The following is a 22,415-nucleotide window of genomic DNA, read 5'->3' as shown; positions in this document are numbered from 1 at the left end:
ACAGGAATGGCGGGTAAAATAGCCGCGGTGTATGTTACTTCTTTTACTGATGTGCAATAGACATGAATAAAATCGTTTTTGTTGAGGATGATCCTGAGGTAGGAGCGCTGATCGCCGCCTATCTCGGCAAGCATGATATGGAGGTGGTGGTCGAGCCTCGCGGCGACCGCGCAGAGGAAGTGATCGCGCGGGAGAAACCGGACCTCGTGCTGCTGGACATTATGCTGCCCGGCAAGGACGGAATGACCCTCTGTCGCGATCTGCGTGGGCAATGGCAAGGGCCGATTGTTCTGCTGACCTCGCTCGACAGCGATATGAACCATATCCTCTCCCTGGAGATGGGTGCCAGCGATTATATCCTGAAGACCACACCGCCGGCGGTGCTGCTGGCGCGACTGCGTCTGCATTTGCGCCAGCATATCGCCCCGGCGGGTACAGGCGCGCCTTCGACGCTGACCCCGCACAAGACCATCTCCTTTGGCTCACTGACCATTGACCCGGTCAACCGCCAGGTGCTGCTCGGCGGAGAAAGCATCGCCCTGTCCACCGCCGATTTCGACCTGCTGTGGGAACTGGCCACCCACGCCGGGCAGATTATGGACCGCGACGCCTTGCTGAAAAATTTACGCGGCGTCACCTACGACGGGATGGATCGCAGCGTTGACGTCGCTATCTCGCGCCTGCGCAAAAAACTGCTCGACAACGCCACCGAACCCTACCGGATTAAGACGGTACGCAACAAAGGCTACCTCTTCGCCCCCCACGCCTGGGATAACTGAGCGGTCAGTCTGCGGCCCTGAAAGGGGCCCGTTTCACCGCCTGTTCCCCGGCGGCAAGCGCATCGCATTTTTTCGCCACCTTCGCGCTGGCTGACCGCCGCCCATTTGTCATATTGAGTAAATCAATATGTTTCGCCGTACAGAAGCCCATCACATAACCCCTCAATATGATTGTGCTCAAGGACTTAGCGTTGTCAGAGTGGCATAAAGCCTGAAAACACAGGACTTTTGCATGATGAAATACGTTGTACTTTTGGCACTTACTCTCTTCACGTCACTCTCTGGCTGGGCTTTTTCTCTCGACAACGCCGATATCCGGCTCCTCTGTCCACAGCGCGGGCAGATTAAGGTGCTTCTTCACCGCTATCAACATACCCAGCAATCCTGGGGAGATCACCATTTCGAAACCGGCGGCGGATACGTGCGCCAGGGGCCGCTGCTGGTGATCCCGTTTGCTAATCTTGATCAGATGATTTACCACCAGACCACCGGCGAATTTGCTTACTGGTATGCCGAAGCAGAACAGCTGGTGCGCTGTCGGCTGCTGAGCCTGGCCACCCTCTATCCGGTGGATATACCCTACTATCGCGAGTAGCGCCCAGCGGCGCGCAGAATACGCTGGCCACAATCCTGGCCTCATGCAGACGTAAGCCCGCAATGAGTGACACTGTCACATTTTTAACGACGTCGCTCCCCCCGGCTGGCTATTGTCAGGGGGCATAAACCCTGCTTTGATAGCGTATCGGTTATGCCCGCGCGGGCTTCGGCTCGCCCCGGTAAATCCGTGACGTTTTCGCCCTGCCCTGCAGATGGTCCGGGGCGCCGGCAGGTTTCTCTTTTTGAATATGCGGTAATGTAATGAAAAAGCTGTTCGTGCAGTTCTATCTTCTGCTCTTCGTCTGCTTTCTGGTGATGACCATGCTGGTGGGCCTGGTCTATAAATTTACCGCTGAACGCGCCGGAAGGCAGTCGCTTGACGATCTGATGAAAAGCTCACTGTATCTGATGCGCAGCGAGCTGCGGGAAATTCCGCCTCGCGACTGGAGCAAGACGCTTAAAGAGCTGGACCTTAATCTGTCGTTCGACCTGCACATCGAGCCGATGAGCAAATTTAAATTGTCGGAAAGCTCGATGCAGCACCTGCGCGCTGGGGATATTGTTGCGCTCGACGACCAGTACACCTTTATCCAGCGCATCCCCCGCAGCCACTATGTGTTATCCGTGGGCCCGGTACCCTATCTCTATTTTCTGCATGAAATGCGCCTGCTGGACGTGGCGCTGATGGCGTTTATCGCTATCTCGCTGGCCTTCCCGGTGTTTATCTGGATGCGTCCGCACTGGCAGGACATGCTGCGCATTGAGACCGCCGCCCAGCGCTTTGGCGAAGGCCACCTCAGCGAGCGTATTCATTTTGACAGCATGTCCAGCTTTGAGCGGCTCGGGGTGGCCTTTAACCAGATGGCCGACAACATTAACGCCCTCATTGCCAGCAAAAAGCAGCTGATTGACGGCATCGCCCATGAGCTCAGGACGCCTCTGGTGCGCCTGCGCTACCGTCTGGAGATGAGCGAAAACCTCACCGAGGCGGAATCGCAGGCGCTGAACCGTGATATCGGCCAACTGGAGGCGCTCATTGAAGAGCTCCTGACCTACGCCCGTCTCGACCGCCCGCAGACGGAGCTCAGCCTGACCACCCCCGATTTTCCCGCCTGGATCAGCGACCACGTCGAGGATATCCAGATGGTCAACCCGCAGCGCGAGGTCGGCCTGGCGACGCTGACCCGCGGCAACTATGGCGCGCTGGATATGCGGTTGATGGAGCGGGTGCTGGATAATCTGGTGAATAACGCCCTGCGCTACAGCAGTCAGCGGGTGGCGGTCAGCCTGACCCTGCAGGGTTCCCGCGCGTCGTTGCAGGTCGATGATGACGGCCCGGGCATTGCCCCCGAGGAGCGCGAGCGGGTGTTCGAGCCTTTTGTTCGTCTTGACCCCAGCCGCGATCGGGCGACCGGAGGCTGCGGCCTCGGCCTGGCCATCGTCCACAGTATCGCCCAGGCGATGGGAGGCGAGGTTCGCTGCGAGGCCAGTCCTCTCGGCGGCGCCCGCTTCTGCTTTAGCTGGCCGGTCTATCATCAGTTGCCCGATTTTACCTCTGCCTGAATAAAAGTTGCACAGCGGCCGCGGACTGGGTATGCTGTAAAAATCGAATAGTATGTTGTAACTAAGGTGAATGCGATGGCCAGCTACGACCTCGTTGAACGTCTGAATGATACCTTTCGCCAGATCGAGCTGGAGCTGCAGGCGCTGCGCCAGGCGTTAACGACCTGTCGACTGCTGGCGGGCCGGGTGTTTGAGCTGCCGGCAATCAGTAAAGATGCCGAGCATGACCCGCTGGCGAACATTACTGTCGTCCAGCACACCGGCGAGGCGGCGCTGGATCTCGCCCTGCGACACTATGGCCATCTGTTTATCCAGCAGCAATCGGAAACCCGCAGCAGCAAAGCCGCCGTCCGCCTGCCGGGTGCTATCTGCCTGCAGGTCACCGCCGCGGAACAGCAGGCGCTGCTGGCGCGCATTCAGCAGATCAACACCCTTAAGGCCACCTTCGAGAAAATCGTCACCGTCGACTCTGGCCTGCCCCCCACCGCCCGCTTTGAGTGGGTGCATCGCCATCTGCCTGGATTAATTACCCTCAGCGCCTATCGCACGCTAACGCCCCTTCTCGACCCGAGCACTATCCGCTTCGGTTGGGCCAATAAGCACGTGATCAAAAACCTGACCCGCGACCAGGTGTTGATGATGCTGGAGAAAAGCCTGCAATCGCCGCGGGCGGTGCCGCCCTGGACCCGCGAGCAGTGGCAGAGCAAACTGGAGAGGGAGTATCAGGATATCGCCGCCCTGCCGCAGCGGGCGCGGCTGAAAATTAAACGGCCGGTGAAAGTGCAGCCGATTGCCCGCGTCTGGTATGCCAGCGAGCAGAAACAGGTGCAGTACGCCTGCCCCAGCCCGCTGATCGCCCTGATATCCGGCAGCCAGGGGGTCAGCGTGCCGGATATTGGCAAATTGCTCAACTACGATGCCGACAACGTGCAATACCGCTACAAACCGGAGGCGCAGTCGCTGAGATTACTGATCCCTCGCCTGCACCTCTGGCTGGCTAGCGAGTAGCCAGGCTGCCGACCATCAGCTCCGGGCGCACCCAGCTGTCGAATTCGGCTTCCGTCAGGTAGCCCAGCGCCAGCGCCGAGGCCTTCAGGGTCAGCCCCTCATGGTGCGCTTTTTTGGCGATCTCCGCCGCTTTATCATAGCCGATATGGGTATTCAGCGCGGTCACCAGCATCAGCGACTCGTTGAGCAGCTGGTTGATCCGCTCGCGATTCGGCTCAATCCCCACCGCACAGTGCTCGTTAAAGCTCGCCATGCCGTCCGCCAGCAGACGCACCGACTGCAGGAAGTTGTGAATGACCATCGGCCGATAGACGTTGAGCTCGAAGTTACCCGAGGCGCCGCCGATATTCACTGCCACGTCGTTACCCATCACCTGGCAGCAGACCATGGTCAGGGCTTCGCACTGCGTCGGGTTGACCTTGCCGGGCATAATCGATGACCCGGGCTCGTTTTCCGGGATGGCGATTTCCCCTATCCCGCAGCGCGGCCCGGAGGCCAGCCAGCGGACATCGTTAGCGATTTTCATCAGCGAGGCCGCCAGACCTTTCAGCGCGCCGTGGGCATGGACCAGGGCATCGACGGTGGCCAGCGCTTCGAATTTGTTCGGCGCGGTGACAAACGGCTGTCCGCTGAGCGAGGCCAGTTCGGCCGCCACCCGCACGGCATATTCCGGATGGGTATTCAGCCCGGTACCCACCGCCGTCCCGCCCAGCGCCAGCTCGGCGAGATGCGGCTGGCTGGCGTCAAGATGCTTCAGGTTATGGTCCAGCATCGCCACCCAACCGGAGATTTCCTGGCCTAAGGTGAGCGGCGTGGCGTCCTGCAGATGGGTGCGACCGATCTTAACGATATCCCTGAAGGCCACCGCTTTTTCGTTGAGCGTGGCCCGCAGCGCCTGCAGCGGCGGGAGCAATTTTTCCCGCAGGGCAATCAGCGCCGCGACGTGCATGGCGGTGGGGAACACATCATTCGAGCTTTGGCTTTTATTGACATCGTCATTGGGGTGGATTTTTCGCGCCATCCCCCGCTCACCGCCGAGCAGTTCACTGGCGCGGTTGGCCAGCACCTCGTTCATATTCATATTGCTCTGGGTGCCGGAACCGGTCTGCCAGATAGCCAGCGGAAACTCCTGGGGGTGTTTTCCGGCCAGCACTTCGTCAGCGGCGGCGACGATCGCCCCGGCTTTCTCCGGCGTCAGCAGGCCAAGATCCTGATTGACCTTCGCCGCCGCCCGCTTGGTCAGCGCGAGGGCATATATCAGTTCCCCGGGCATTTTTTCGGTCGAGATGCGGAAATGCTCCAGAGAACGCTGGGTCTGGGCGCCCCAGAGTTTATCGGCCGGGACGTCGATGGCGCCCATCGAGTCTTTTTCACTGCGATGCGTTGTCATTACTTTCTCCTTGGATGAAAAGTGCGTCATAGCGACAAAGCTCACCTGCTTAAAAGAGTAAGTATTGGCCAGATTGAAAAGTTGTTTTGGTGGTTCGTGCCGCGGAGCGGCATAAAAAAACCGCCCCGAAGGGCGGCCCAGACCGCTGACAAAATGCAATCGTCGGGATTGCCCGGCGGCGCTGCGCTTGCACGGGCCTACAGAGAATTGCCTAACTGTTTAATATTGCTGTTTTTCGTAGGCCGGGTAAGGCGGAAGCCGCCACCCGGCAGAAAGGCGATCACAATAACGAAAACCGGTTTGTCATCGGCCATAGCCGCCCCGAAGGGCGGCCAGGTTTACTTCACGCAGCGGGCGCACTGCGACGTCTGGATTTGCTGGAAGAAGTCGTTGCCTTTATCATCGACGAGAATAAACGCCGGGAAGTCTTCCACGTCGATTTTCCAGATAGCCTCCATCCCCAGTTCCGGATACGCCACGCACTCAAGGCTGCGGATGCTCTGCTGAGCCAGTACCGCCGCCGGGCCGCCGATGCTGCCGAGGTAGAAGCCGCCGTGCTTGTGGCAGGCGTCGGTGACCTGCTGGCTGCGGTTGCCTTTCGCCAGCATGATCTTGCTCGCGCCGTGCGACTGCAGCAGATCGACGTAAGAGTCCATGCGCCCTGCGGTAGTCGGGCCGAGGGAGCCGGAGGCGTAACCGTCCGGCGTCTTGGCCGGGCCGGCGTAGTAGATCGGGTGATCTTTGACGTACTGCGGCAGGGCTTCGCCATTATCAATAAGCTCTTTCAGCTTGGCGTGGGCGATATCGCGGGCCACGATAATAGTGCCGCTCAGCGACAGACGCGTGGACACCGGGTACTGCGACAGCAGCGCCAGGATCTCGCTCATCGGCTGGTTAAGATTCACTTTCACCGCTTCGCCTTCCCCAGCCTGGCGCAGATGCTCAGGGATATATTTCCCCGGATTGCTCTCCAGCTTCTCAATCCAGATGCCGTCGCGGTTGATTTTGGCTTTGATGTTGCGGTCGGCGGAACAGGAGACGCCCATCCCTACCGGGCAGGAAGCGCCGTGACGCGGCAGACGGATCACGCGGATATCGTGGGCGAAATATTTGCCGCCGAACTGCGCGCCGAGGCCGAGGTTCTGCGCTTCCAGCAGCAGTTCTTGCTCCAGTTGCACGTCGCGGAAAGCCTGCCCATGTTCGTTACCTTCGGTCGGCAGGCCATCGTAGTATTTGGTGGAGGCCAGCTTGACGGTTTTCAGCGTCGCTTCCGCCGAAGTCCCGCCGATGACAAAGGCGATATGGTACGGCGGACAAGCGGCGGTCCCCAGGGTGCGCATCTTCTCGACCAGATAGTTTTTCAGCTTCGCCGGGGTGATCAGCGCTTTGGTTTCCTGGTACAGATAGGTTTTGTTAGCCGAGCCGCCGCCCTTGGCGATGCAGAGGAATTTATACTCATCGCCATCGGTAGCATAGAGGTCAATCTGCGCCGGCAGGTTGGTGCCGGTGTTAACCTCTTTATACATATCCAGCGGGGCGTTCTGCGAATAGCGCAGGTTGTCCTGGATATAGGTGTTGTACACCCCCTGCGCCAGGGCGGCCTCATCGCCTCCGCCGGTCCAGACGCGCTGGCCTTTTTTACCCATGATGATCGCGGTGCCGGTGTCCTGACAGGTGGGCAGAATGCCTTTGGCGGCGATATCGGAGTTGCGCAGGAACTGCAGGGCGACGTATTTGTCGTTTTCGCTGGCTTCCGGGTCGTTCAGGATATCCGCCACCTGCTGCTGATGCGCCGGGCGAAGCATAAAGGAGGCGTCGTGGAAGGCATGTTGCGCCAGAAGGGTCAGCGCCTGAGGGTCAACTTTTAGCACTTCCTGGCCGGCAAATTCGGCGACGGAGACGTAATCACTGCTGAGGAGATAATACTCGGTGTCATCCTTTTTGAGGGGAAAAGGATCCTGGTAAACAAACGGTTTATTCGACATTGTACTCTCACTTACTGCTTTGGCTGATTATGTTTCAGGCAGGGACTCCATGTGCCTGTAGAAAAGCGAGTCGATCAATCTTACACAATTTTTTAACAAAAACTGAGACAGGGACGACTTTTTCTTTCAGCAGTTGCTTCTCCAGCGTTTGCTGGTTTAATAGGGTGATAATTTTAATTTGATTGATACAGGGAATGAGAATGCAAAAGCTGATCAACGCCGTACAGAACTATGCCTGGGGAAGCCACACCGCCTTAACTGAACTGTATGGCATCGCCAACCCGGACAACCAGCCGATGGCAGAGCTGTGGATGGGGGCGCATCCGAAGAGCAGCTCGCAGGTCCTGACGGCCGATGGCCAGCCGCGTTCGCTGCGCGAGGTGATTGACGCGGATAAAGCCGCCCTGCTCGGCGACAAAGTGGCGCAACGCTTCGGTGAGCTGCCGTTCCTGTTTAAAGTGCTGTGCGCCGCGCAGCCTCTCTCCATTCAGGTCCATCCTAACAAGCAGGCCTCCGAAGAGGGTTTCGCCCGCGAGAACGCCGCCGGCATCCCCCTCTCCGCCGCCGAACGTAACTACAAAGATCCGAACCACAAGCCGGAGCTGGTTTTCGCCCTGACCCCGTTCCTGGCGATGAACGCTTTTCGCGAGTTCAGCGAAATTGTCAGCCTGCTGCAGCCGGTGGCCAACGCACACCCGGCGATCGGCGCCTTCCTGCAGCAGCCGGACGCGACTCGCCTGAGCCAGCTGTTTGCCAGCCTGCTGAATATGCAGGGCGAGGAAAAAGCCCAGGCGCTGCAGGCGCTGCGCGAGGTGCTGGACCGTGAGCAGGGCGAACCGTGGCAGACCATCCGCCTGATCGCGGAATTCTATCCCGACGACAGCGGCCTCTTCTCCCCACTGCTGCTGAACGTGGTGAAGCTGAATCCTGGCGAAGCGATGTTCCTGTTTGCCGAAACGCCGCACGCTTATCTGCAAGGGGTAGCGCTGGAGGTGATGGCCAACTCGGATAACGTGCTCCGCGCCGGCCTGACGCCGAAGTACATTGATATCCCTGAGCTGGTGGCCAACGTTAAGTTCGAGGCTAAACCGGCGGGTGAGCTGCTGACCCAGCCGCAGCGCCACGGCGCGGAACTGGACTTCCCGATCCCGGTGGAAGATTTTGCCTTCTCGCTGCACGATCTCTCCACCGAGGCCAGCGATCTGGCCCAGGCGAGCGCGGCGATCGTTTTCTGCGTCGACGGCGAAGCCGTGCTGCGCAAAGGCGACCTGAGCCTGACCCTCAAGCCGGGCGAATCGGCCTTTGTGGCCGCCAATGAATCGCCGGTGCAGGTCAGCGGCCATGGCCGCGTGGCGCGCGTGTTCAATAAGCTCCAGTAAACGACTGACCTTTCAGGTCGCGCTTACTGATTATGACAACTCAGCCAGGCGGTCTCTCCGCCTGGCTTCATTTATGGACAAATGCTATGAAAAAATCGCTGGTCGCAGCAGGAATCATCGTGGCGCTGGGCGTGGTATGGACAGGCGGCGCCTGGTACACCGGTAAACAGCTGGAAGGCCGAATTGCCGATATGGTGCAGCAGGCTAACGCACAGCTACGCAGCAGCGCGCCGGAGTCAGGTCTGGAGCTGAGCTATCAGGACTACCAGCGCGGGCTGTTCAGCAGCCATCTGCAGCTGGTGGTGAAGCCCATCGCCGGTCAGGCTAACGGCTGGCTGGCCGCCGGACAGAGCGTGGTGCTTGACGAGGTGGTCGATCACGGCCCCTTCCCGCTGGCCTCGTTAAAAACCTTTAATCTGGCTCCGGCGATGGCTTCGGTCCACACCACGCTGGTGAAAAACGACGCCAGCCAGGCATTGTTCGAGATAGCCAAAGGCACTACCCCCTTCACCGTTGATACGCGCATCGCCTACAGCGGCGACAGCCAGTCGGCGATCGTTCTCAATGCCCTCGACTACGCCAAAGGGGATGAGAAAGTCACCTTCAGCGGCGGCCAGTTCCAGCTCGACGCCGACCGCGACGGCAAAAACATCAGCCTGAAGGGCCAGGCCGGCAGCGGTCAGATCGATGCCCTCAACGAATATAACCAGAAGGTGCAACTGCGCTTCGTCAACCTGACCACCGACGGCGCCACCGAGCTGGCCAGCTTCAACGAGCGTATCGGCCAGCAAAAAATGACCCTCGATAAGCTGGCCATCAGCGTCGAAGGCAAAGAGCTGGCGCTGGTTGACGGCATGGCGCTGGACGGCGGCTCGACGTTGACCAAGGACGGCAAAGGCGTGAACAGCCAGGTGAACTACACCGTCAACAGCCTTAAGCTGCAGGGTCAGGATATGGGCAGCGGCAAACTGACGCTGAAAGTGGATAACGTCGACGGTCAGGCGTGGCACCAGTTCAGCCAGCAGTACAGCGCGCAGTCTCAGGCGCTGCTGGCGAAGCCAGAGCTGGCGCAGAACCCGGAGCTGTACCAGCAGGCGCTTACCGAAACCCTGTTCAATGCGCTGCCGATCCTGCTTAAGGGCAATCCGTCGGTGACCATCTCCCCGCTGAGCTGGCGCAATGCCAAAGGCGAAAGCACCCTCAACCTCTCGGTTCTGCTGAAAGATCCGGCCCAGGTGACCGCTCCGCCGCAGACGCTGGCGGACAGCCTGGATCGCGTGGTGCAGTCCCTTGACGGCAAAGTGGTGATCCCGGTGGATATGGCGACGGAGTTTATGACTAAGATCGCCGGTCTGGAAGGCTACCAGCCAGCCGACGCCGCCAAACTCGCCGATCAGCAGGTCAAAGGCCTGGCGGCGATGGGCCAGATGTTCCGCATCACCACCATGGAAGATAATGCCATCAGCAGCAGCCTGCAGTACGCGAACGGCCAGGTGACGCTGAACGGCCAGAAAATGCCGCTGGAGGATTTTGCCGCGATGTTTGGTCTGGAAGCGCCTTCGCTACCGGACGGCGCGCCGCAGGACGGCCAGCCGCAGCAGGATGACGCCGCGCCTCAGCAGGACGACGCCGCCCCGCAGCCGTAACGTATCGGCTCAGGAGACGGCCACCGCGCGCCGTCTCCGTCATTTTCTCGTCACCAGCCGCGGGGGCATGATCTGGTTTCGCGTCTCGCCCGCGCCCTCCTCCAGCCGCCGCAGCATCGACTCCGCCAGCGTTTTGCCCATCTCGCGCGCCGGGGTAGTGACCCAGGTGAGCGGCAGGTCGTCAAGCGCGGCCTCGGGCACATCGGCGAACGCCGCCAGCGCCACCCGCTGCTCGAAGTAGCTGTCGACGCCATCTTCCCCGCTCTGCCTTCCAGCCCGCAGCAGACCGAACCACGCGCCGGTCGCCACCACGTTGTTGTAGCACACCACCGCGGTGATGGTCGGATTTTGCCCCAGCAGCGCGGTCATCGCCTCCGCCGCCTGCTTCTGGCTCGACTCGCACTCCAGCACCCATTCGCTGTGAAACGGCAGACCGTATTTCAGCAAGGTGGCGCAATAGCCGCCGACCCGCTCGGCGCGGGTCAGCGACGAGCTCTGGCCGCCAAGCCAGGCGATCCGCTGATGGCCGCGGCGGATCAGATGCTCGGTCACCAGCTGCGCCGCCTGCATGTTGTCCGGGCGGATCAGGTCGACATCGTCGAGGTAGCTGGCGCGGGAAGCGAACACCAGCGGCACCCTCGCCTCCGCCGCCCGCTCGCGCAGCTCGCTGCCCCGGTCGATGGCCCCGGCGATGATCACCCCGTCCACCCCCTGCGCCGCCAGCGTATCAAACCGCTGTGCCATCTTCTCGCCGCTGCGTCCCCCCTGGGTGAGAAACACCATTTTCCCCTGCCTCTCCAGGGCATCGGTGAGGCCGGCGGTTAACTCGGCATAGAACGGTTTAGAGAGATCGCTGACGATAAGGCCAATCACCCCGCTCTGTCCGCCGCGCAGCGAGGCGGCCTGACGGTTGCGCACAAATCCCAGCTGCTCGATGGCCTGATTAACCCGCTCGCCGGTGGCGCTGGAGATGCGCCCTTTGCCGCTCAGCACCAGCGAAACGGTGCTCACGGAGACGCCGGCGGCCAGCGCTACATCATTGATGGTGATCTTTTTTGCGATTGCCATAACCTGCTGGCTGACTCCCTTGCCTGTCGATAAAACGTTTTATCATTGTGCGATCTTTATAAACCTTATTATCGCTTGAATATGTGATTTTTATCGCACTAAAAAGTGGTAAAACGTTTTATCTTGCCGTGGCGTTAGTTCTTCCCGACCACTTGAGAATCAGGAACCGTGCTATGACGGCGAAAACCGCACCAAAAATCACCTTGTGGGAATTTTTCCAGCAGCTGGGAAAAACCTTTATGCTGCCCGTGGCGTTGCTCTCGTTTTGCGGGATCATGCTGGGGATCGGCAGCTCGTTAAGCAGTCACGATGTTTTGACCCTGCTGCCGTGGCTGGATATGCCGCTGCTGCAGGCCATCTTTATCTGGATGAGCAAAGTCGGCTCCTTTGCCTTCAGCTTCCTGCCGGTGATGTTCTGTATCGCCATCCCGTTGGGGCTGGCGCGGGAGAACAAAGGCGTCGCCGCCTTCGCCGGTTTTGTCGGCTACGCGGTCATGAACCTGGCGGTCAACTTCTGGCTGACGGCGAAAGGCATTCTGCCCACCACCGACGCCGCGATCCTTAAGGCCAACAATATCCAGAACATCATCGGTATTCCATCGATCGATACCGGGATCCTCGGGGCGGTTATCGCCGGGATTATCGTCTGGCTGCTGCATGAGCGCTTTCACAACATTCGCCTGCCGGACGCCCTGGCCTTCTTCGGCGGCACCCGCTTCGTGCCGATCGTCACCACTGTGGTGCTGGGTCTGGTCGGGCTGGCGATCCCGCTGGTGTGGCCGGTCTTCGCCATGGGGATCAACGCCCTCGGGAAGATGATCAATAGCGCCGGCGATTTTGGGCCGATGATCTTCGGCACCGGCGAGCGACTGCTGCTGCCGTTTGGCCTGCACCACATCCTGGTGGCGCTGATCCGCTTCACGGAAGCCGGCGGCACCCTCGACGTCTGCGGCCACAGCGTCAGCGGCGCGCTGACCATCTTCCAGGCGCAGCTGAGCTGCCCGACCACCCACGGCTTCGCCGAAAGCGCCACCCGCTTCCTGTCGCAGGGTAAGATGCCAGCCTTCCTCGGCGGTCTGCCGGGCGCCGCGCTGGCGATGTACCACTGCGCCCGTCCGGAAAACCGGCATAAAATTAAAGGCCTGCTGATCTCCGGGGTGATCGCCTGCGTGGTGGGCGGCACCACCGAGCCGCTGGAGTTCCTGTTCCTGTTCGTGGCGCCGGTCCTGTATGTCATCCACGCCCTGCTGACCGGTCTCGGCTTTACCATCATGGCGGTGCTCGGCGTCACCATCGGCAACACCGACGGCAATATTATCGACTTCGTGGTGTTTGGCATCCTGCATGGTCTGGCGACCAAGTGGTATCTGGTGCCGGTGGTGGCGGCAATCTGGTTTGCGGCCTACTATGCCATCTTCCGCTTCGCCATCACCCGCTTCAATCTGAAAACGCCGGGCCGCGATATCGACACCGCCGCCAGCGTGGAGAAAGCGGTCGCTGGCACCATTGGTAAATCCGGGTATAACGTGCCGGCGATTCTGGCGGCCCTCGGCGGCGCCGACAACATTGTCTCGCTGGATAACTGCATTACCCGTCTGCGTCTGTCGGTACAAGATATGAGCAAAGTGGACGCTGCCGCGCTGAAAGCCCACCGCGCCATCGGGGTGGTTCAGCTCAACCAGCATAATCTGCAGGTGGTGATTGGCCCGCAGGTGCAGTCGGTAAAAGATGAAATGGCCACGCTGATGAATACCGTTCAGGCCTGATCCCACCGGTCCCCTTCCGGCACGGAAGGGGACCCTTGCTAAGGAAGTTCCGATGTTTGATTTTTCCATACCCATCGACCGCCACGGCACCTGGTGCACGCAGTGGGACTATGTCGCAGACCGCTTTGGCGTCCCCGACCTGCTGCCGTTCACCATCTCCGATATGGATTTCGCCACCGCGCCCTGCATCCTCGACGCCGTCAGCCGGCGGCTGGCCCACGGCGTGTTCGGCTACAGCCGCTGGCAGAACGAGGCGTTTCTCGGGGCGATTGCCCACTGGTACGCCAGCCGCTTTCACAGCGTCATCGATCCGCAAACGGTGGTTTACGGACCGTCGGTTATTTATATGGTGGCGGAAACCATCCGCCAGTGGTCGCAAGAAGGCGACGGCGTCGTCGTCCATACTCCCGCCTACGATGCGTTCTATAACACTATCACCGCTAACCGCCGACAGATCGCCCCGGTGCCACTGACCCTGACGAACAATCAATGGCACTGCGATATGGCGCGCCTGGAAGCGGCGCTGGCGGAGCCGAAGAATACCCTGCTGCTGCTCTGCAGCCCGCACAACCCAACGGGCAAAGTCTGGCGCCGCGAGGAGCTCCAGACCATGGCGGCGCTGTGCCAAAAGCATGGCGTCAGGGTGATTAGCGACGAAATTCATATGGACATGACCTGGGGCGACCACCGTCATATCCCGTGGAGCGAGGTGGCTCAGGGGCCGTGGGCGCTGTTCACCTCCGGATCAAAGAGCTTCAATATTCCGGCCTTTACCGGGGCCTATGGCTTTATCCCCGAGGCAAACTGCCGCGACAGCTATCTGCAGGCGCTGAAAGCGCGGGACGGACTCTCGTCGCCCTCGGTGCCGGCGCTGGTGGCTCATATCGCCGCCTACCGCGATGGGGCGCCCTGGCTCGACGCCCTGCGCGACTACCTGCAGGAGAACCTGCGCTTTGTGGCTGATACGCTCAATCGAGCCTTTCCTGCGCTGCGCTGGCAGCCGCCGGAGGCCACCTACCTGGCGTGGATCGACCTGCGCCCCCTCAACATTGACGACCGCGCACTGCAGCAGGCGCTGATCGCCGGGCAGAAGGTGGCGATTATGCCGGGATATACCTATGGTCACGAAGGCAATGGCTTTCTGCGCCTCAACGTCGGCTGTCCACGCGAGAAGCTGGAGCGCGGTGTCGCAGGGCTGATAGCCGCCCTGCGCAGCCTCAGTTGACGCGCGGCACTGACTACAGATCGTCACGCCGGCGGAACGCCAGGTAGCCGGCGCCGAGGGTAAAGATGCCGACAATCACCACCAGCAGGATAAACCCGTGGTGATTGCTCGCCAGCGGGATCCCGCCGACGTTCATGCCGAAGAAACCGGCCACAATGTTAATCGGTAGCGCGAGGACCGTGATCACCGTCAGGGTGTAGAGGGTGCGGTTGCTCTGCTCCAGCTGGCGGGCGCCGATCTCCTCCTGCAGCAGGCTGATGCGCTCGATCAGGCCGGACAGGTCATTAAGCACCACGCTAAACTCTTCGGTGAACTGACGAAATGCCTGCACCACCGCGCGATCCATCCACGCTGGCGGCCGGTTAAGCAGCCGGAACATTGCCGCCGGTTCCGGCGCCAGCAGCCGTTGAAAACGCAGCAGCATCCGCCGCAGCCGCGCCAGATCGGCCCGATTACGCTGCACGTGATTGCTCAGGAGCCGCTCTTCAATCAGGTCGACGTGGCGGCTGGCCTGGCGCACCACCTGCTCCAGCACCTCCTCCTGCTCCTCCAGCAAAAAGGCCAGCAGTTCAGCGGAGGTATGCACCTTAAGCGTATGCAGACGCGGCAGCATCCATTCGATAAACCGCAATGGTTTGAAACGCGCTGTCACCACCAGCTTCGGGCTACAGTAGAGCCACAGCGTGGCGGTTTCCGCGCTGGTGTCTTGCGGACGAAACAGCACGTCGTTAAGCACGGCGAACAGATTCTCCCCTTGCCGTTCAATACGGGTGGTATGCGAACCGCTGCGGATCTCCTCAAAGAAAAAGTCCGCCACGGGAAAGTGACTGATTAGCCATTTTTCGGCGGTGGCGTGATTGAGATTAAGATGCAGCCAGATAAAGGCCTTATCGTCAGCCAGCGCCTGATAGCTGGCGCATACCTCAGCAGAGGCAATAGGCTGTGGGGGGTGATCTTCATGAAACAGATAGCCATACACCAGGCCGGACACTTCCATATCAAAATCGGGCTTTAACATCTTCGCGGTGACGTCTTGACTCATGGCTCCCTCAGGACAGGCACTGGCACCGTTGATGCCCAGTTAGCGCCATATTTCGCTATTTTTCGCGGACTGGCAAGGTTAATAATCCTGCCGCAAAACCGTCATCTGACGGACATATTTCGGGCAGCATGCCTGAGTCATACCCGGCGTGCTGACCAAGCGCATCGCGCGACGATCTGGCCTTCTCGCTGTGCTTTTATTGTCACTATTAAAATAATTTTGATATTCCTCAAAACTTTTTTAGGCGGGAAGCGGTATTAATTTGGCCGCTTAATCATTGCTTACACTGGTTTATTGAGGAGGAGACCATGAAAACCTATGACCGTAATCGTAACGCTATTGCTACCGGCAGTATGGTCATGATCGCTGGTAACGGTACGACGGGCGTGATTAAAGCGATCCATGGCGAGGGGAAAACCGCCGAGCAGCTGCGTCGGGCGGACTGCGTGGAAATCGACGGCTGCGAGGGACGCTTCTGCCCGTTAGATCTGATCCGTCTCGGTTTCCATTAATCCCTGCCGTCAAGGCACCATGAGCAGGCCACCCAGCGTGGCCTCTTCTTTTTCAGGCTGATACAGGAGTTTAGCGAAAGCTCCACTGAATACTCATCACGAAGATCGCCGGTATAATAATCCCGCCCTCGACGCCGAAGTAATCGGTAAAGTTGTATTGCAGACCATGATAAATATAGGGCGAAAAACCGACGCCGGTGATTTTTTTAGCGGTACGGTAGGTGCCTGAGTCGCCGCAGTGGCTGAAAGCGTCAAAGAAAAATTCCCCGGTATAGGCATACACCCCTTTCAGCAGCCAGCCGGTGTCGTTTTTCAGCCAGTCGCGGCGCACGCCGAGGGTCAGACAGCGATCGTCGAAGCTGTTTTTCATGGTGCCGACCAGCGCGCTGTATTTTGAATCCGCTGAAAACTTGCGCTCCACCGAGAAAAAGTTGTTGTTGAAATGCTCGTTATATTGTCCGTGGTTACCGGTCATGTGATAAACATAGGAGCCGGTATTCATCGAATAAAGATTGAATTCCCCGGCCTGCGCCGACGGCATGGCAACCAACAATAGCCCGGATAACAAAATCCATAATTTATTTAACATTCAGTAATCTACGCCACACCTGTAAAAAAAGAACCCGGCATACTATCACCGCGAAGCTAAACCAAAGGGCAATCAGATACACCGACGCTTTTCGCGGCAGGCAAACATGATGCTATAAGCACTATAGCAGTCGCCCTCTCGCCTGGTGAGCGCCAGCGGCTATACTGCTGACACATTCATCTTATTGATTAAGGACTGCTGTGTTAGCCACTCTCCTCGTTGCGCTGGTCGCTATTATTCATCTCGCCATCCTGGTGCTGGAGATGTTTTTCTGGGAAGCGCCCGCCGGGCGCCGGGCCTTTAACCTCAGCGCCGATTTCGCCCGGGAAAGCCGGGTGCTGGCGGCCAACCAGGGGTTGTATAACGGTTTCCTGGCCGCCGGCCTGGCATGGGGGCTGTGGCTGGGGGCATCGGGCGTGCAGGTGGTGATCTTTTTCCTCGCCTGCGTGCTGGCCGCCGGGATATTCGGCGCGCTGACCGCCAGCCGCAAAATTCTCTATATTCAGGCGCTGCCCGCGCTGCTGGCGCTGCTTGCGGTGCTGGCGCAGGCGTAGGGTCTTGATCCAAAACAGAGAAAGCAGGCGCTAAGGCGGATACTATGTGCCCCCTTCGGTCGGTCATCGACCGTTAATACCTTCTGAGTTCAGAGGCATTTTTATGACATGGCAATCCTTCAAACAGGCCTGGCTTATCCGGTTCTGGTCTCCCGTCCCGGCGGTCATCGCCGCGGGCATTCTCTCAACCTACTATTTTGGCATCACCGGCACCTTCTGGGCGGTGACCGGCGAATTTACCCGCTGGGGTGGCCAGCTGCTGCAGCTGCTGGGGGTCCACAGCGAACAGTGGGGCTATTATCAGCTGATCCATCTCGACGGGACGCCGCTGACCCGCATCGACGGCAGGATGATCATCGGCATGTTCGGCGGCTGCCTGGCCGCGGCATTGTGGGCCAATAACGTCAAACTGCGCTTGCCACGCAGCCGGATCCGCATAGTGCAGGCCGTGGCCGGGGGCATCATCGCCGGGTTCGGCGCGCGGCTGGCGATGGGCTGCAACCTGGCGGCGTTTTTCACCGGCATTCCGCAGTTCTCCCTGCACGCCTGGCTGTTTGCCATCGCCACCGCCATCGGCTCCTGGTTTGGCGCTCGCTTCACCCTGCTGCCTCTATTTCGCATCCCGGTAAAAATGCAAAAGGTATCCGCCGCTTCGCCGTTAACCCAAAAACCGCTGCAGGCACGCCGCCGTTTCCGCCTGGGCATGGTGGTCTTTTTCGCCATGATCGGCTGGGGCCTGCTCACCGCCGCAGACCACCCTGCGCTCGGCCTGGCGATGCTGTTCGGCATCGGCTTCGGTCTGCTTATCGAGCGGGCGCAGATCTGCTTTACCTCCGCCTTTCGCGATATGTGGATCACCGGCCGGACGGTGATGGCGAAGGCGATAATCTTCGGCATGGCGGCGAGCGCCATCGGCATCTTCAGCTATGTGCAACTGGGGATGGCGCCGAAAATCATGTGGGCCGGTCCCAACGCGGCGATCGGCGGGCTACTGTTCGGCTTTGGCATCGTGCTGGCCGGCGGCTGTGAAACCGGCTGGATGTACCGGGCGGTGGAAGGTCAGGTTCACTACTGGTGGGTGGGGCTGGGCAACGTCATCGGCTCCACGCTGCTCGCCTGGTGCTGGGACGATATCGCCGCCCCGCTCGCCACCCACTGGCAAAAGGTCAACCTGCTGAACGCTTTTGGTCCCTTCGGCGGACTGCTGGCGACCTATCTGCTGCTGCTGATCGCCCTGCTGCTGGTGATCGCCTGGGAGAGACATTTTTTCCGCCGCCAGTCGGCAGCGGTCCGGACCGTGAAGGAGAGTGCATGAAAAACATCATCCCTGATTATCGCCTGGACATGGTCGGCGAGCCCTGCCCCTATCCGGCGGTCGCCACCCTGGAGGCGATGCCCTCCCTGCAAAAAGGCGAGATCCTCGAAGTGATCAGCGACTGTCCGCAGTCGATCAATAACATTCCGCTCGATGCCAGGAACCATGGCTATACGGTGCTGGATATTCAGCAGGATGGCCCGACCATTCGCTATCTGATCCAGAAGTAATCCCGTTTTCCCGCCGGCGACCTTCATCGCCGGCATGGATTTCCCCGTCTCGCCATGTCCTCACCATCAGATGGGCCGTGCAGGCAAACGATTGCAATAGATTGTAACACTTGAAACGGTGTTCCAGTTATCAAATAACCATTAATATAACGCGGCTATATTATTAAAATACGAATAAGTAACTTCGTGAATGGTTTCTGCCGCTACCGGCCAAAGCCGCACACAGCAATACAATAAGGATAGAAATGGAACTGCTGGCCAGGCTGGGTTATTTTTTTGAGCAAGTGCGTGCAGATGCCGATTTTGCCACCTTCGCCAATGAACTACGTCGGCACCAGGTCTCGTGTTACATCTACTTTGTCTCCACCGGCAATATGAATTTCGTGATGGCAAACGACAAGGTGATCACGATAAAAAGCGCCCGCAGCCTGCTGCGCGTGCGCAGCGCCCCCAACCAGCAGCTGACCTCGGCTGCGGTCATCCGCCATTTTGCCGGCGCCATCAACTTTGAACAATACTGTAAGGATCTCGCCAGCGCCGGGGTGTTTAAGTGGAGCGTCGACCTGGACGAGGAGACTCGCCACTACTGGTCGAAGGATAACCGGCTGCTGTATAAAGAGAGCCTGATTCCCCCCTGAGCGGGTCCCGGGGGGAAGTCTGGTTTGCGGGGCCAGCCCTTAATCGCGGGTCTGGACCCAAAAGGCGTGGATCAGGCCTGGAATATAGCCCAGTAGGGTCAAAATAATGTTGAGAATAAACGCCCAGCCGAAACCTTTCCCCAGCAGAACCCCCAGCGGCGGCAGAATGATAGTAAAAACGATTCTCCAGAATCCCATAAGTTCTCCCTTCATCTAATGTCAACATTTTACTAAGCTATTCAATAGTTAAGCATAGACGCTTTTCACCGCTTCGCCAGCAGGCAGCGCCCTCATCTCCGGTAACAAAAATTATTTTCTGCCGTCACGGATAAAAAAGTCCGCCAAAACATCCACTTTTTTGCCTCATGCTGCGAGCCTGACAGCGAACCGCACAGATTGTCAGTTGACCTGGCTGCCAGTCAGGACTAAGCCTGGAGGAGTTTTATCACATCGAGTCGTTTTACCAACCGGAGAATGTCCATGAGTAAACTTGGGATTAATGGATTTGGTCGTATCGGACGTCTGGTGTTACGCCGTTTATTAGAAGTCGACAGCAGCCTCGAGGTGGTGGCCATCAACGACCTCACCTCGCCAAAAGTGCTGGCCTACCTGTTAAAGCATGATTCAAACTACGGCCCCTTCCCGTGGAGCGTCGACTTCACGGAAGATGCGCTGATCGTCAACGGCAAGACCATCACCGTGTATGCCGAAAAAGAGGCGCAGCATATTCCGTGGCAGGCGGCGGGCGCGGAAGTGATTGTGGAGTGTACCGGGTTCTACACCTCGGCAGAGAAATCGCAGGCCCATCTTCAGGCCGGCGCACGCAAGGTACTGATTTCGGCCCCCGCCGGCGAGATGAAAACCATCGTCTATAACGTCAACGATGACACCCTGACGGCGGATGACACCATCATCTCCGTCGCCTCCTGCACCACCAACTGCCTGGCGCCAATGGCCAAAGTGCTGCAGGACGCCTTCGGCATCACCGTAGGCACCATGACCACCATCCACGCCTATACCGGCACCCAGTCGCTGGTGGACGGGCCGCGCGGTAAAGATCTGCGCGCCTCCAGGGCGGCGGCGGAAAACGTCATCCCGCACACTACCGGCGCGGCCAAGGCTATCGGCCTGGTGATCCCCGCCCTGAGCGGGAAGCTGAAAGGCCATGCCCAGCGCGTACCGACCAAAACCGGCTCAGTGACAGAGCTGGTGTCGGTGCTGGAGAAAAAGGTAACTGCGGATGAGGTCAATCAAGCGATGAAGCAGGCTGCCGATGGCAATGAATCCTTTGGCTACACCGAAGAAGAGATTGTCTCTTCCGATATCATCGGCAGCCATTTCGGTTCAATCTACGATGCCACCCAGCTGGAGATTGTGGAGGCCGGCGGCGTACAGCTGGTGAAAACCGTCGCCTGGTACGATAACGAATACGGCTTTGTCACCCAGCTGATCCGCGTGCTGGAGAAATTTGCCCGCTAAGTGAACGGCGGACAGCCTGCGCTGCCCGCCGATTCTGCATTGAGCGCCTCAGGCCTGCAGATAGACCACCTGGGTCTGCAGGTACTCATTCAGGCCATGGCGGCCATCTGCGCCGCCGATCCCCGATTTACGCCAGCCGGCGTGGAATCCCTGCATCGCCTCAAAGTTCTCGCGGTTGATATAGGTTTCGCCGAACTTCAGCCCCTTAATCGCCTTCATCGCCACATTAAGATCGCGGGTATAGATCGAGGAGGTCAGGCCATAATCGCTGTCATTGGCCATCGCCAGCGCTTCATCGAGCGTCGAAAACGCCACCACCGGCAGCACCGGCCCGAAGGTTTCCTCATGGATAATATCCATCTCCTGACGCACATCCAGCAGCAGGGTCGGCGGATAAAAATAGCCTTTCCCCTCCTGCGGCTGACCGCCCAGCGCTACCCGCGCCCCCTGCGCCACCGCCTTCGCCACTTTGCGCGCCACCTGATCCCGCGCGGCAGCGTTGATCAGCGGCCCCATCGCGATGTCATCCCGCGCCGCCGGGTCGCCAAACTGCACGGCCTTCATCGCCTCGCCGAGGCGGTTGACGAAGCGGTCGTAAATCCCCTGCTGAACATAGACCCGCTCGACGCAGTTGCACACCTGCCCGGTGTTGATCACCCGCGAGTCCACCACCGCCTTCACCGCCAGCTCCACATCCGCATCGTCCATGACGATGGCCGGCGCTTTGCCGCCAAGCTCAAGGCACACTTTGGTGATATTTTTCGCCGCGGCGGCCATGATTTTCTCCCCCGCCGCCACGCTGCCGGTCATGCTGACCATCGCCACCTTCGGATTGCCGGCCAGCTCCTGGCCGACGGTTTCCCCACGGCCGAGCACCAGGTTAAAGACCCCTTTCGGCAGCCCAACCTGGTGGACGATCTCGGCGAAAGCGATGGCGTTATTGGGCGTGAATTCGCTGGGCTTAATGACGATGGTATTTCCGGTGATCAGCGCCGGCGCCAGCTTGCGGGCGATAAGAAAAAACGGGAAGTTCCACGGCAGGATCCCGGTGGTCACCCCCAGCGCGCGTTTGAAGACAAGGATATTTTCCCCGGGACGGTCGCTCTGCACGATCTCCCCTTCATAACGCCGCGCCCATTCGGCCATGTAGTCGAGATAGTCGGCGGTGAACGCCACCTCCACCGCCGCCAGCTGCTGGATCTTGCCGCCTTCAGCGACGATCAGCCCGGCGATGTCATCGGCACGCTGACGGATGCCGGCGGCAATTTTGCGCAGCCAGCCCGCGCGCTCAATGGCCGGCAGCGCCTCCCAGGCCGGCTGGGCGCGCTCCGCCGCGTCAATCGCCAGCCGCGCCTCTTCCGCGGTCCCGTCCGGGATCCGCGACAGCAGCGCTTCGGTCGCCGGGTTAAGCACGTCGATCCAGCCGTCGCCGTGACCGGAAACGAACTGGCCATCAATATACATCTGGTGTTGAACGGGTGCTGTCATGGCTGCTCCTGTGGTGCATTTGTATTTAACAAGTGATTTTTTTGTTAAATATCGGGCGGATAAGCCGTGGCTTCGCAGCACGTTGGCGCAGTTTTGTGAGCTGATTCATAAAACCGGGCCAAAAATACCCGGTTGAGGTTACATTTCAATAACACAAATTGC

The 22,415-nt window shown here is 59.4% G+C and carries 22 protein-coding genes; 15 read left to right on the top strand and 7 right to left on the bottom strand.

The window, feature by feature from the left end; all coding sequences use genetic code 11:
• Nucleotides 1-62: 62 nt before the first annotated feature.
• The 4 genes from rstA (at nt 63) to tus (ending at nt 3,947) form a co-directional block, all read left to right on the top strand.
• Nucleotides 63-779: a two-component system response regulator RstA gene (gene rstA / locus ACLEXF_RS02650; protein WP_004887056.1), complete on the top strand. Its 717-nt coding sequence runs from the start codon at nt 63-65 to the stop codon at nt 777-779.
• Between the two features lie 232 nt (nt 780-1,011).
• Nucleotides 1,012-1,374, top strand: coding sequence for a hypothetical protein (locus ACLEXF_RS02645; RefSeq protein WP_004887058.1), 363 nt, complete (start codon nt 1,012-1,014; stop codon nt 1,372-1,374).
• Between the two features lie 263 nt (nt 1,375-1,637).
• Nucleotides 1,638-2,939, top strand: a complete 1,302-nt coding sequence (gene rstB, locus ACLEXF_RS02640) for a two-component system sensor histidine kinase RstB (RefSeq protein ID WP_017898701.1) — start codon at nt 1,638-1,640, stop codon at nt 2,937-2,939.
• A gap of 75 nt (nt 2,940-3,014) precedes the next feature.
• Nucleotides 3,015-3,947, top strand: a complete 933-nt coding sequence (tus, locus tag ACLEXF_RS02635) for a DNA replication terminus site-binding protein (RefSeq protein WP_064150122.1) — start codon at nt 3,015-3,017, stop codon at nt 3,945-3,947.
• On the opposite strand, the gene fumC is transcribed toward tus, so the two are convergent.
• Together fumC and fumA are read right to left on the bottom strand one after the other, a co-directional pair.
• A complete protein-coding gene (gene fumC / locus ACLEXF_RS02630; RefSeq protein ID WP_004887066.1) occupies nt 3,937-5,337 on the bottom strand; it encodes a class II fumarate hydratase in 1,401 nt (466 codons plus the stop codon). The two genes, tus and fumC, sit on opposite strands and share 11 nt — an antisense overlap.
• 338 nt (nt 5,338-5,675) lie before the next feature.
• Nucleotides 5,676-7,322 (bottom strand): class I fumarate hydratase FumA, encoded by a 1,647-nt coding sequence (fumA, locus tag ACLEXF_RS02625; RefSeq protein WP_023318141.1) that lies wholly within the window; start codon nt 7,320-7,322, stop codon nt 5,676-5,678.
• Between the two features lie 200 nt (nt 7,323-7,522).
• Here fumA and manA point away from each other — a divergent pair, with 200 nt between their 5' ends.
• Both manA and ACLEXF_RS02615 read left to right on the top strand, forming a co-directional pair.
• Entirely contained in the window at nt 7,523-8,701 is a 1,179-nt protein-coding gene (gene manA, locus ACLEXF_RS02620; protein ID WP_048294709.1) for a mannose-6-phosphate isomerase, read from the top strand.
• A gap of 86 nt (nt 8,702-8,787) precedes the next feature.
• Nucleotides 8,788-10,347: a YdgA family protein gene (locus ACLEXF_RS02615; protein ID WP_032455952.1), complete on the top strand. Its 1,560-nt coding sequence runs from the start codon at nt 8,788-8,790 to the stop codon at nt 10,345-10,347.
• 39 nt (nt 10,348-10,386) lie between these two features.
• On the opposite strand, the gene ACLEXF_RS02610 is transcribed toward ACLEXF_RS02615, so the two are convergent.
• A complete protein-coding gene (locus tag ACLEXF_RS02610; protein WP_032455951.1) occupies nt 10,387-11,415 on the bottom strand; it encodes a Mal regulon transcriptional regulator MalI in 1,029 nt (342 codons plus the stop codon).
• 173 nt (nt 11,416-11,588) lie between these two features.
• Here ACLEXF_RS02610 and malX point away from each other — a divergent pair, with 173 nt between their 5' ends.
• Together malX and ACLEXF_RS02600 are read left to right on the top strand one after the other, a co-directional pair.
• Entirely contained in the window at nt 11,589-13,181 is a 1,593-nt protein-coding gene (gene malX / locus ACLEXF_RS02605; RefSeq protein ID WP_004204102.1) for a maltose/glucose-specific PTS transporter subunit IIBC, read from the top strand.
• Between the two features lie 52 nt (nt 13,182-13,233).
• Nucleotides 13,234-14,406, top strand: a complete 1,173-nt coding sequence (locus ACLEXF_RS02600; protein WP_064187285.1) for a MalY/PatB family protein — start codon at nt 13,234-13,236, stop codon at nt 14,404-14,406.
• 13 nt (nt 14,407-14,419) lie between these two features.
• Here ACLEXF_RS02600 and ACLEXF_RS02595 read toward each other — a convergent pair whose 3' ends face one another.
• The gene (locus ACLEXF_RS02595) at nt 14,420-15,448 is read right to left on the bottom strand and encodes a CorA family divalent cation transporter (RefSeq protein WP_032455948.1); all 1,029 of its coding nucleotides are present in this window, start codon (nt 15,446-15,448) and stop codon (nt 14,420-14,422) included.
• Between the two features lie 308 nt (nt 15,449-15,756).
• On the opposite strand from ACLEXF_RS02595, the gene ydfZ reads away from it, so the two are divergent.
• Nucleotides 15,757-15,960, top strand: a complete 204-nt coding sequence (ydfZ, locus tag ACLEXF_RS02590) for a putative selenium delivery protein YdfZ (RefSeq protein WP_004151566.1) — start codon at nt 15,757-15,759, stop codon at nt 15,958-15,960.
• 70 nt (nt 15,961-16,030) lie between these two features.
• Here the strand turns inward: ydfZ and ACLEXF_RS02585 are convergent, their stop codons facing one another.
• The gene (locus ACLEXF_RS02585; protein ID WP_075201775.1) at nt 16,031-16,510 is read right to left on the bottom strand and encodes a hypothetical protein; all 480 of its coding nucleotides are present in this window, start codon (nt 16,508-16,510) and stop codon (nt 16,031-16,033) included.
• Nucleotides 16,511-16,749: 239 nt separating this feature from the next.
• On the opposite strand from ACLEXF_RS02585, the gene ACLEXF_RS02580 reads away from it, so the two are divergent.
• From ACLEXF_RS02580 to ACLEXF_RS02565, 4 genes are all read left to right on the top strand, one after another.
• A complete protein-coding gene (locus tag ACLEXF_RS02580; RefSeq protein WP_017898710.1) occupies nt 16,750-17,103 on the top strand; it encodes a DUF1304 domain-containing protein in 354 nt (117 codons plus the stop codon).
• Nucleotides 17,104-17,206: 103 nt separating this feature from the next.
• Nucleotides 17,207-18,418 carry a selenium metabolism membrane protein YedE/FdhT gene (yedE, locus tag ACLEXF_RS02575; protein ID WP_004204094.1) on the top strand — a complete coding sequence of 404 codons (1,212 nt, stop codon included), beginning with the start codon at nt 17,207-17,209 and terminating at the stop codon, nt 18,416-18,418.
• Entirely contained in the window at nt 18,415-18,648 is a 234-nt protein-coding gene (gene yedF / locus ACLEXF_RS02570; protein WP_004204092.1) for a sulfurtransferase-like selenium metabolism protein YedF, read from the top strand. Before yedE ends, yedF begins: the two co-directional genes overlap by 4 nt.
• 245 nt (nt 18,649-18,893) lie before the next feature.
• Complete coding sequence (locus ACLEXF_RS02565) at nt 18,894-19,286, top strand: DUF1398 domain-containing protein (protein ID WP_004204091.1); 393 nt, start codon at nt 18,894-18,896, stop codon at nt 19,284-19,286.
• Nucleotides 19,287-19,325: 39 nt separating this feature from the next.
• On the opposite strand, the gene ACLEXF_RS02560 is transcribed toward ACLEXF_RS02565, so the two are convergent.
• Nucleotides 19,326-19,484, bottom strand: coding sequence for a YqaE/Pmp3 family membrane protein (locus tag ACLEXF_RS02560; protein ID WP_002903230.1), 159 nt, complete (start codon nt 19,482-19,484; stop codon nt 19,326-19,328).
• Between the two features lie 282 nt (nt 19,485-19,766).
• Here ACLEXF_RS02560 and gap point away from each other — a divergent pair, with 282 nt between their 5' ends.
• Nucleotides 19,767-20,765 (top strand): type I glyceraldehyde-3-phosphate dehydrogenase, encoded by a 999-nt coding sequence (gap, locus tag ACLEXF_RS02555; protein WP_004204090.1) that lies wholly within the window; start codon nt 19,767-19,769, stop codon nt 20,763-20,765.
• 48 nt (nt 20,766-20,813) lie between these two features.
• On the opposite strand, the gene aldA is transcribed toward gap, so the two are convergent.
• On the bottom strand, nt 20,814-22,253 hold the full coding sequence (gene aldA, locus ACLEXF_RS02550; protein WP_064187287.1) for an aldehyde dehydrogenase: 1,440 nt from the start codon (nt 22,251-22,253) through the stop codon (nt 20,814-20,816).
• Here aldA and ACLEXF_RS02545 point away from each other — a divergent pair.
• Entirely contained in the window at nt 22,252-22,389 is a 138-nt protein-coding gene (locus ACLEXF_RS02545) for a hypothetical protein (RefSeq protein ID WP_032425978.1), read from the top strand. The two genes, aldA and ACLEXF_RS02545, sit on opposite strands and share 2 nt — an antisense overlap.
• Nucleotides 22,390-22,415 lie beyond the last annotated feature (26 nt).

Origin of the sequence: Klebsiella pneumoniae complex sp. WS1778 (assembly GCF_049472055.1) — a bacterium.
Lineage (GTDB): Bacteria > Pseudomonadota > Gammaproteobacteria > Enterobacterales > Enterobacteriaceae > Klebsiella > Klebsiella quasipneumoniae.
Note: the sequence above shows the minus strand (reverse complement) of the source record. Positions and strands in the feature narration are given on the sequence as shown.

Excerpts from the sequence above, each read along its gene's own strand:
- rstA (WP_004887056.1), top strand. The coding sequence starts at position 63 with ATGAATAAAATCGTTTTTGTTGAGGATGATCCTGAGGTAGGAGCGCTG.
- ACLEXF_RS02645 (WP_004887058.1), top strand. The coding sequence starts at position 1,012 with ATGATGAAATACGTTGTACTTTTGGCACTTACTCTCTTCACGTCACTC.
- rstB (WP_017898701.1), top strand. The coding sequence starts at position 1,638 with ATGAAAAAGCTGTTCGTGCAGTTCTATCTTCTGCTCTTCGTCTGCTTT.
- tus (WP_064150122.1), top strand. The coding sequence starts at position 3,015 with ATGGCCAGCTACGACCTCGTTGAACGTCTGAATGATACCTTTCGCCAG.
- fumC (WP_004887066.1), bottom strand. The coding sequence starts at position 5,337 with ATGACAACGCATCGCAGTGAAAAAGACTCGATGGGCGCCATCGACGTC.
- fumA (WP_023318141.1), bottom strand. The coding sequence starts at position 7,322 with ATGTCGAATAAACCGTTTGTTTACCAGGATCCTTTTCCCCTCAAAAAG.
- manA (WP_048294709.1), top strand. The coding sequence starts at position 7,523 with ATGCAAAAGCTGATCAACGCCGTACAGAACTATGCCTGGGGAAGCCAC.
- ACLEXF_RS02615 (WP_032455952.1), top strand. The coding sequence starts at position 8,788 with ATGAAAAAATCGCTGGTCGCAGCAGGAATCATCGTGGCGCTGGGCGTG.
- ACLEXF_RS02610 (WP_032455951.1), bottom strand. The coding sequence starts at position 11,415 with ATGGCAATCGCAAAAAAGATCACCATCAATGATGTAGCGCTGGCCGCC.
- malX (WP_004204102.1), top strand. The coding sequence starts at position 11,589 with ATGACGGCGAAAACCGCACCAAAAATCACCTTGTGGGAATTTTTCCAG.
- ACLEXF_RS02600 (WP_064187285.1), top strand. The coding sequence starts at position 13,234 with ATGTTTGATTTTTCCATACCCATCGACCGCCACGGCACCTGGTGCACG.
- ACLEXF_RS02595 (WP_032455948.1), bottom strand. The coding sequence starts at position 15,448 with ATGAGTCAAGACGTCACCGCGAAGATGTTAAAGCCCGATTTTGATATG.
- ydfZ (WP_004151566.1), top strand. The coding sequence starts at position 15,757 with ATGAAAACCTATGACCGTAATCGTAACGCTATTGCTACCGGCAGTATG.
- yedE (WP_004204094.1), top strand. The coding sequence starts at position 17,207 with ATGACATGGCAATCCTTCAAACAGGCCTGGCTTATCCGGTTCTGGTCT.
- yedF (WP_004204092.1), top strand. The coding sequence starts at position 18,415 with ATGAAAAACATCATCCCTGATTATCGCCTGGACATGGTCGGCGAGCCC.
- ACLEXF_RS02565 (WP_004204091.1), top strand. The coding sequence starts at position 18,894 with ATGGAACTGCTGGCCAGGCTGGGTTATTTTTTTGAGCAAGTGCGTGCA.
- ACLEXF_RS02560 (WP_002903230.1), bottom strand. The coding sequence starts at position 19,484 with ATGGGATTCTGGAGAATCGTTTTTACTATCATTCTGCCGCCGCTGGGG.
- gap (WP_004204090.1), top strand. The coding sequence starts at position 19,767 with ATGAGTAAACTTGGGATTAATGGATTTGGTCGTATCGGACGTCTGGTG.
- ACLEXF_RS02545 (WP_032425978.1), top strand. The coding sequence starts at position 22,252 with ATGGCTGCTCCTGTGGTGCATTTGTATTTAACAAGTGATTTTTTTGTT.
- aldA (WP_064187287.1), bottom strand. The coding sequence starts at position 22,253 with ATGACAGCACCCGTTCAACACCAGATGTATATTGATGGCCAGTTCGTT.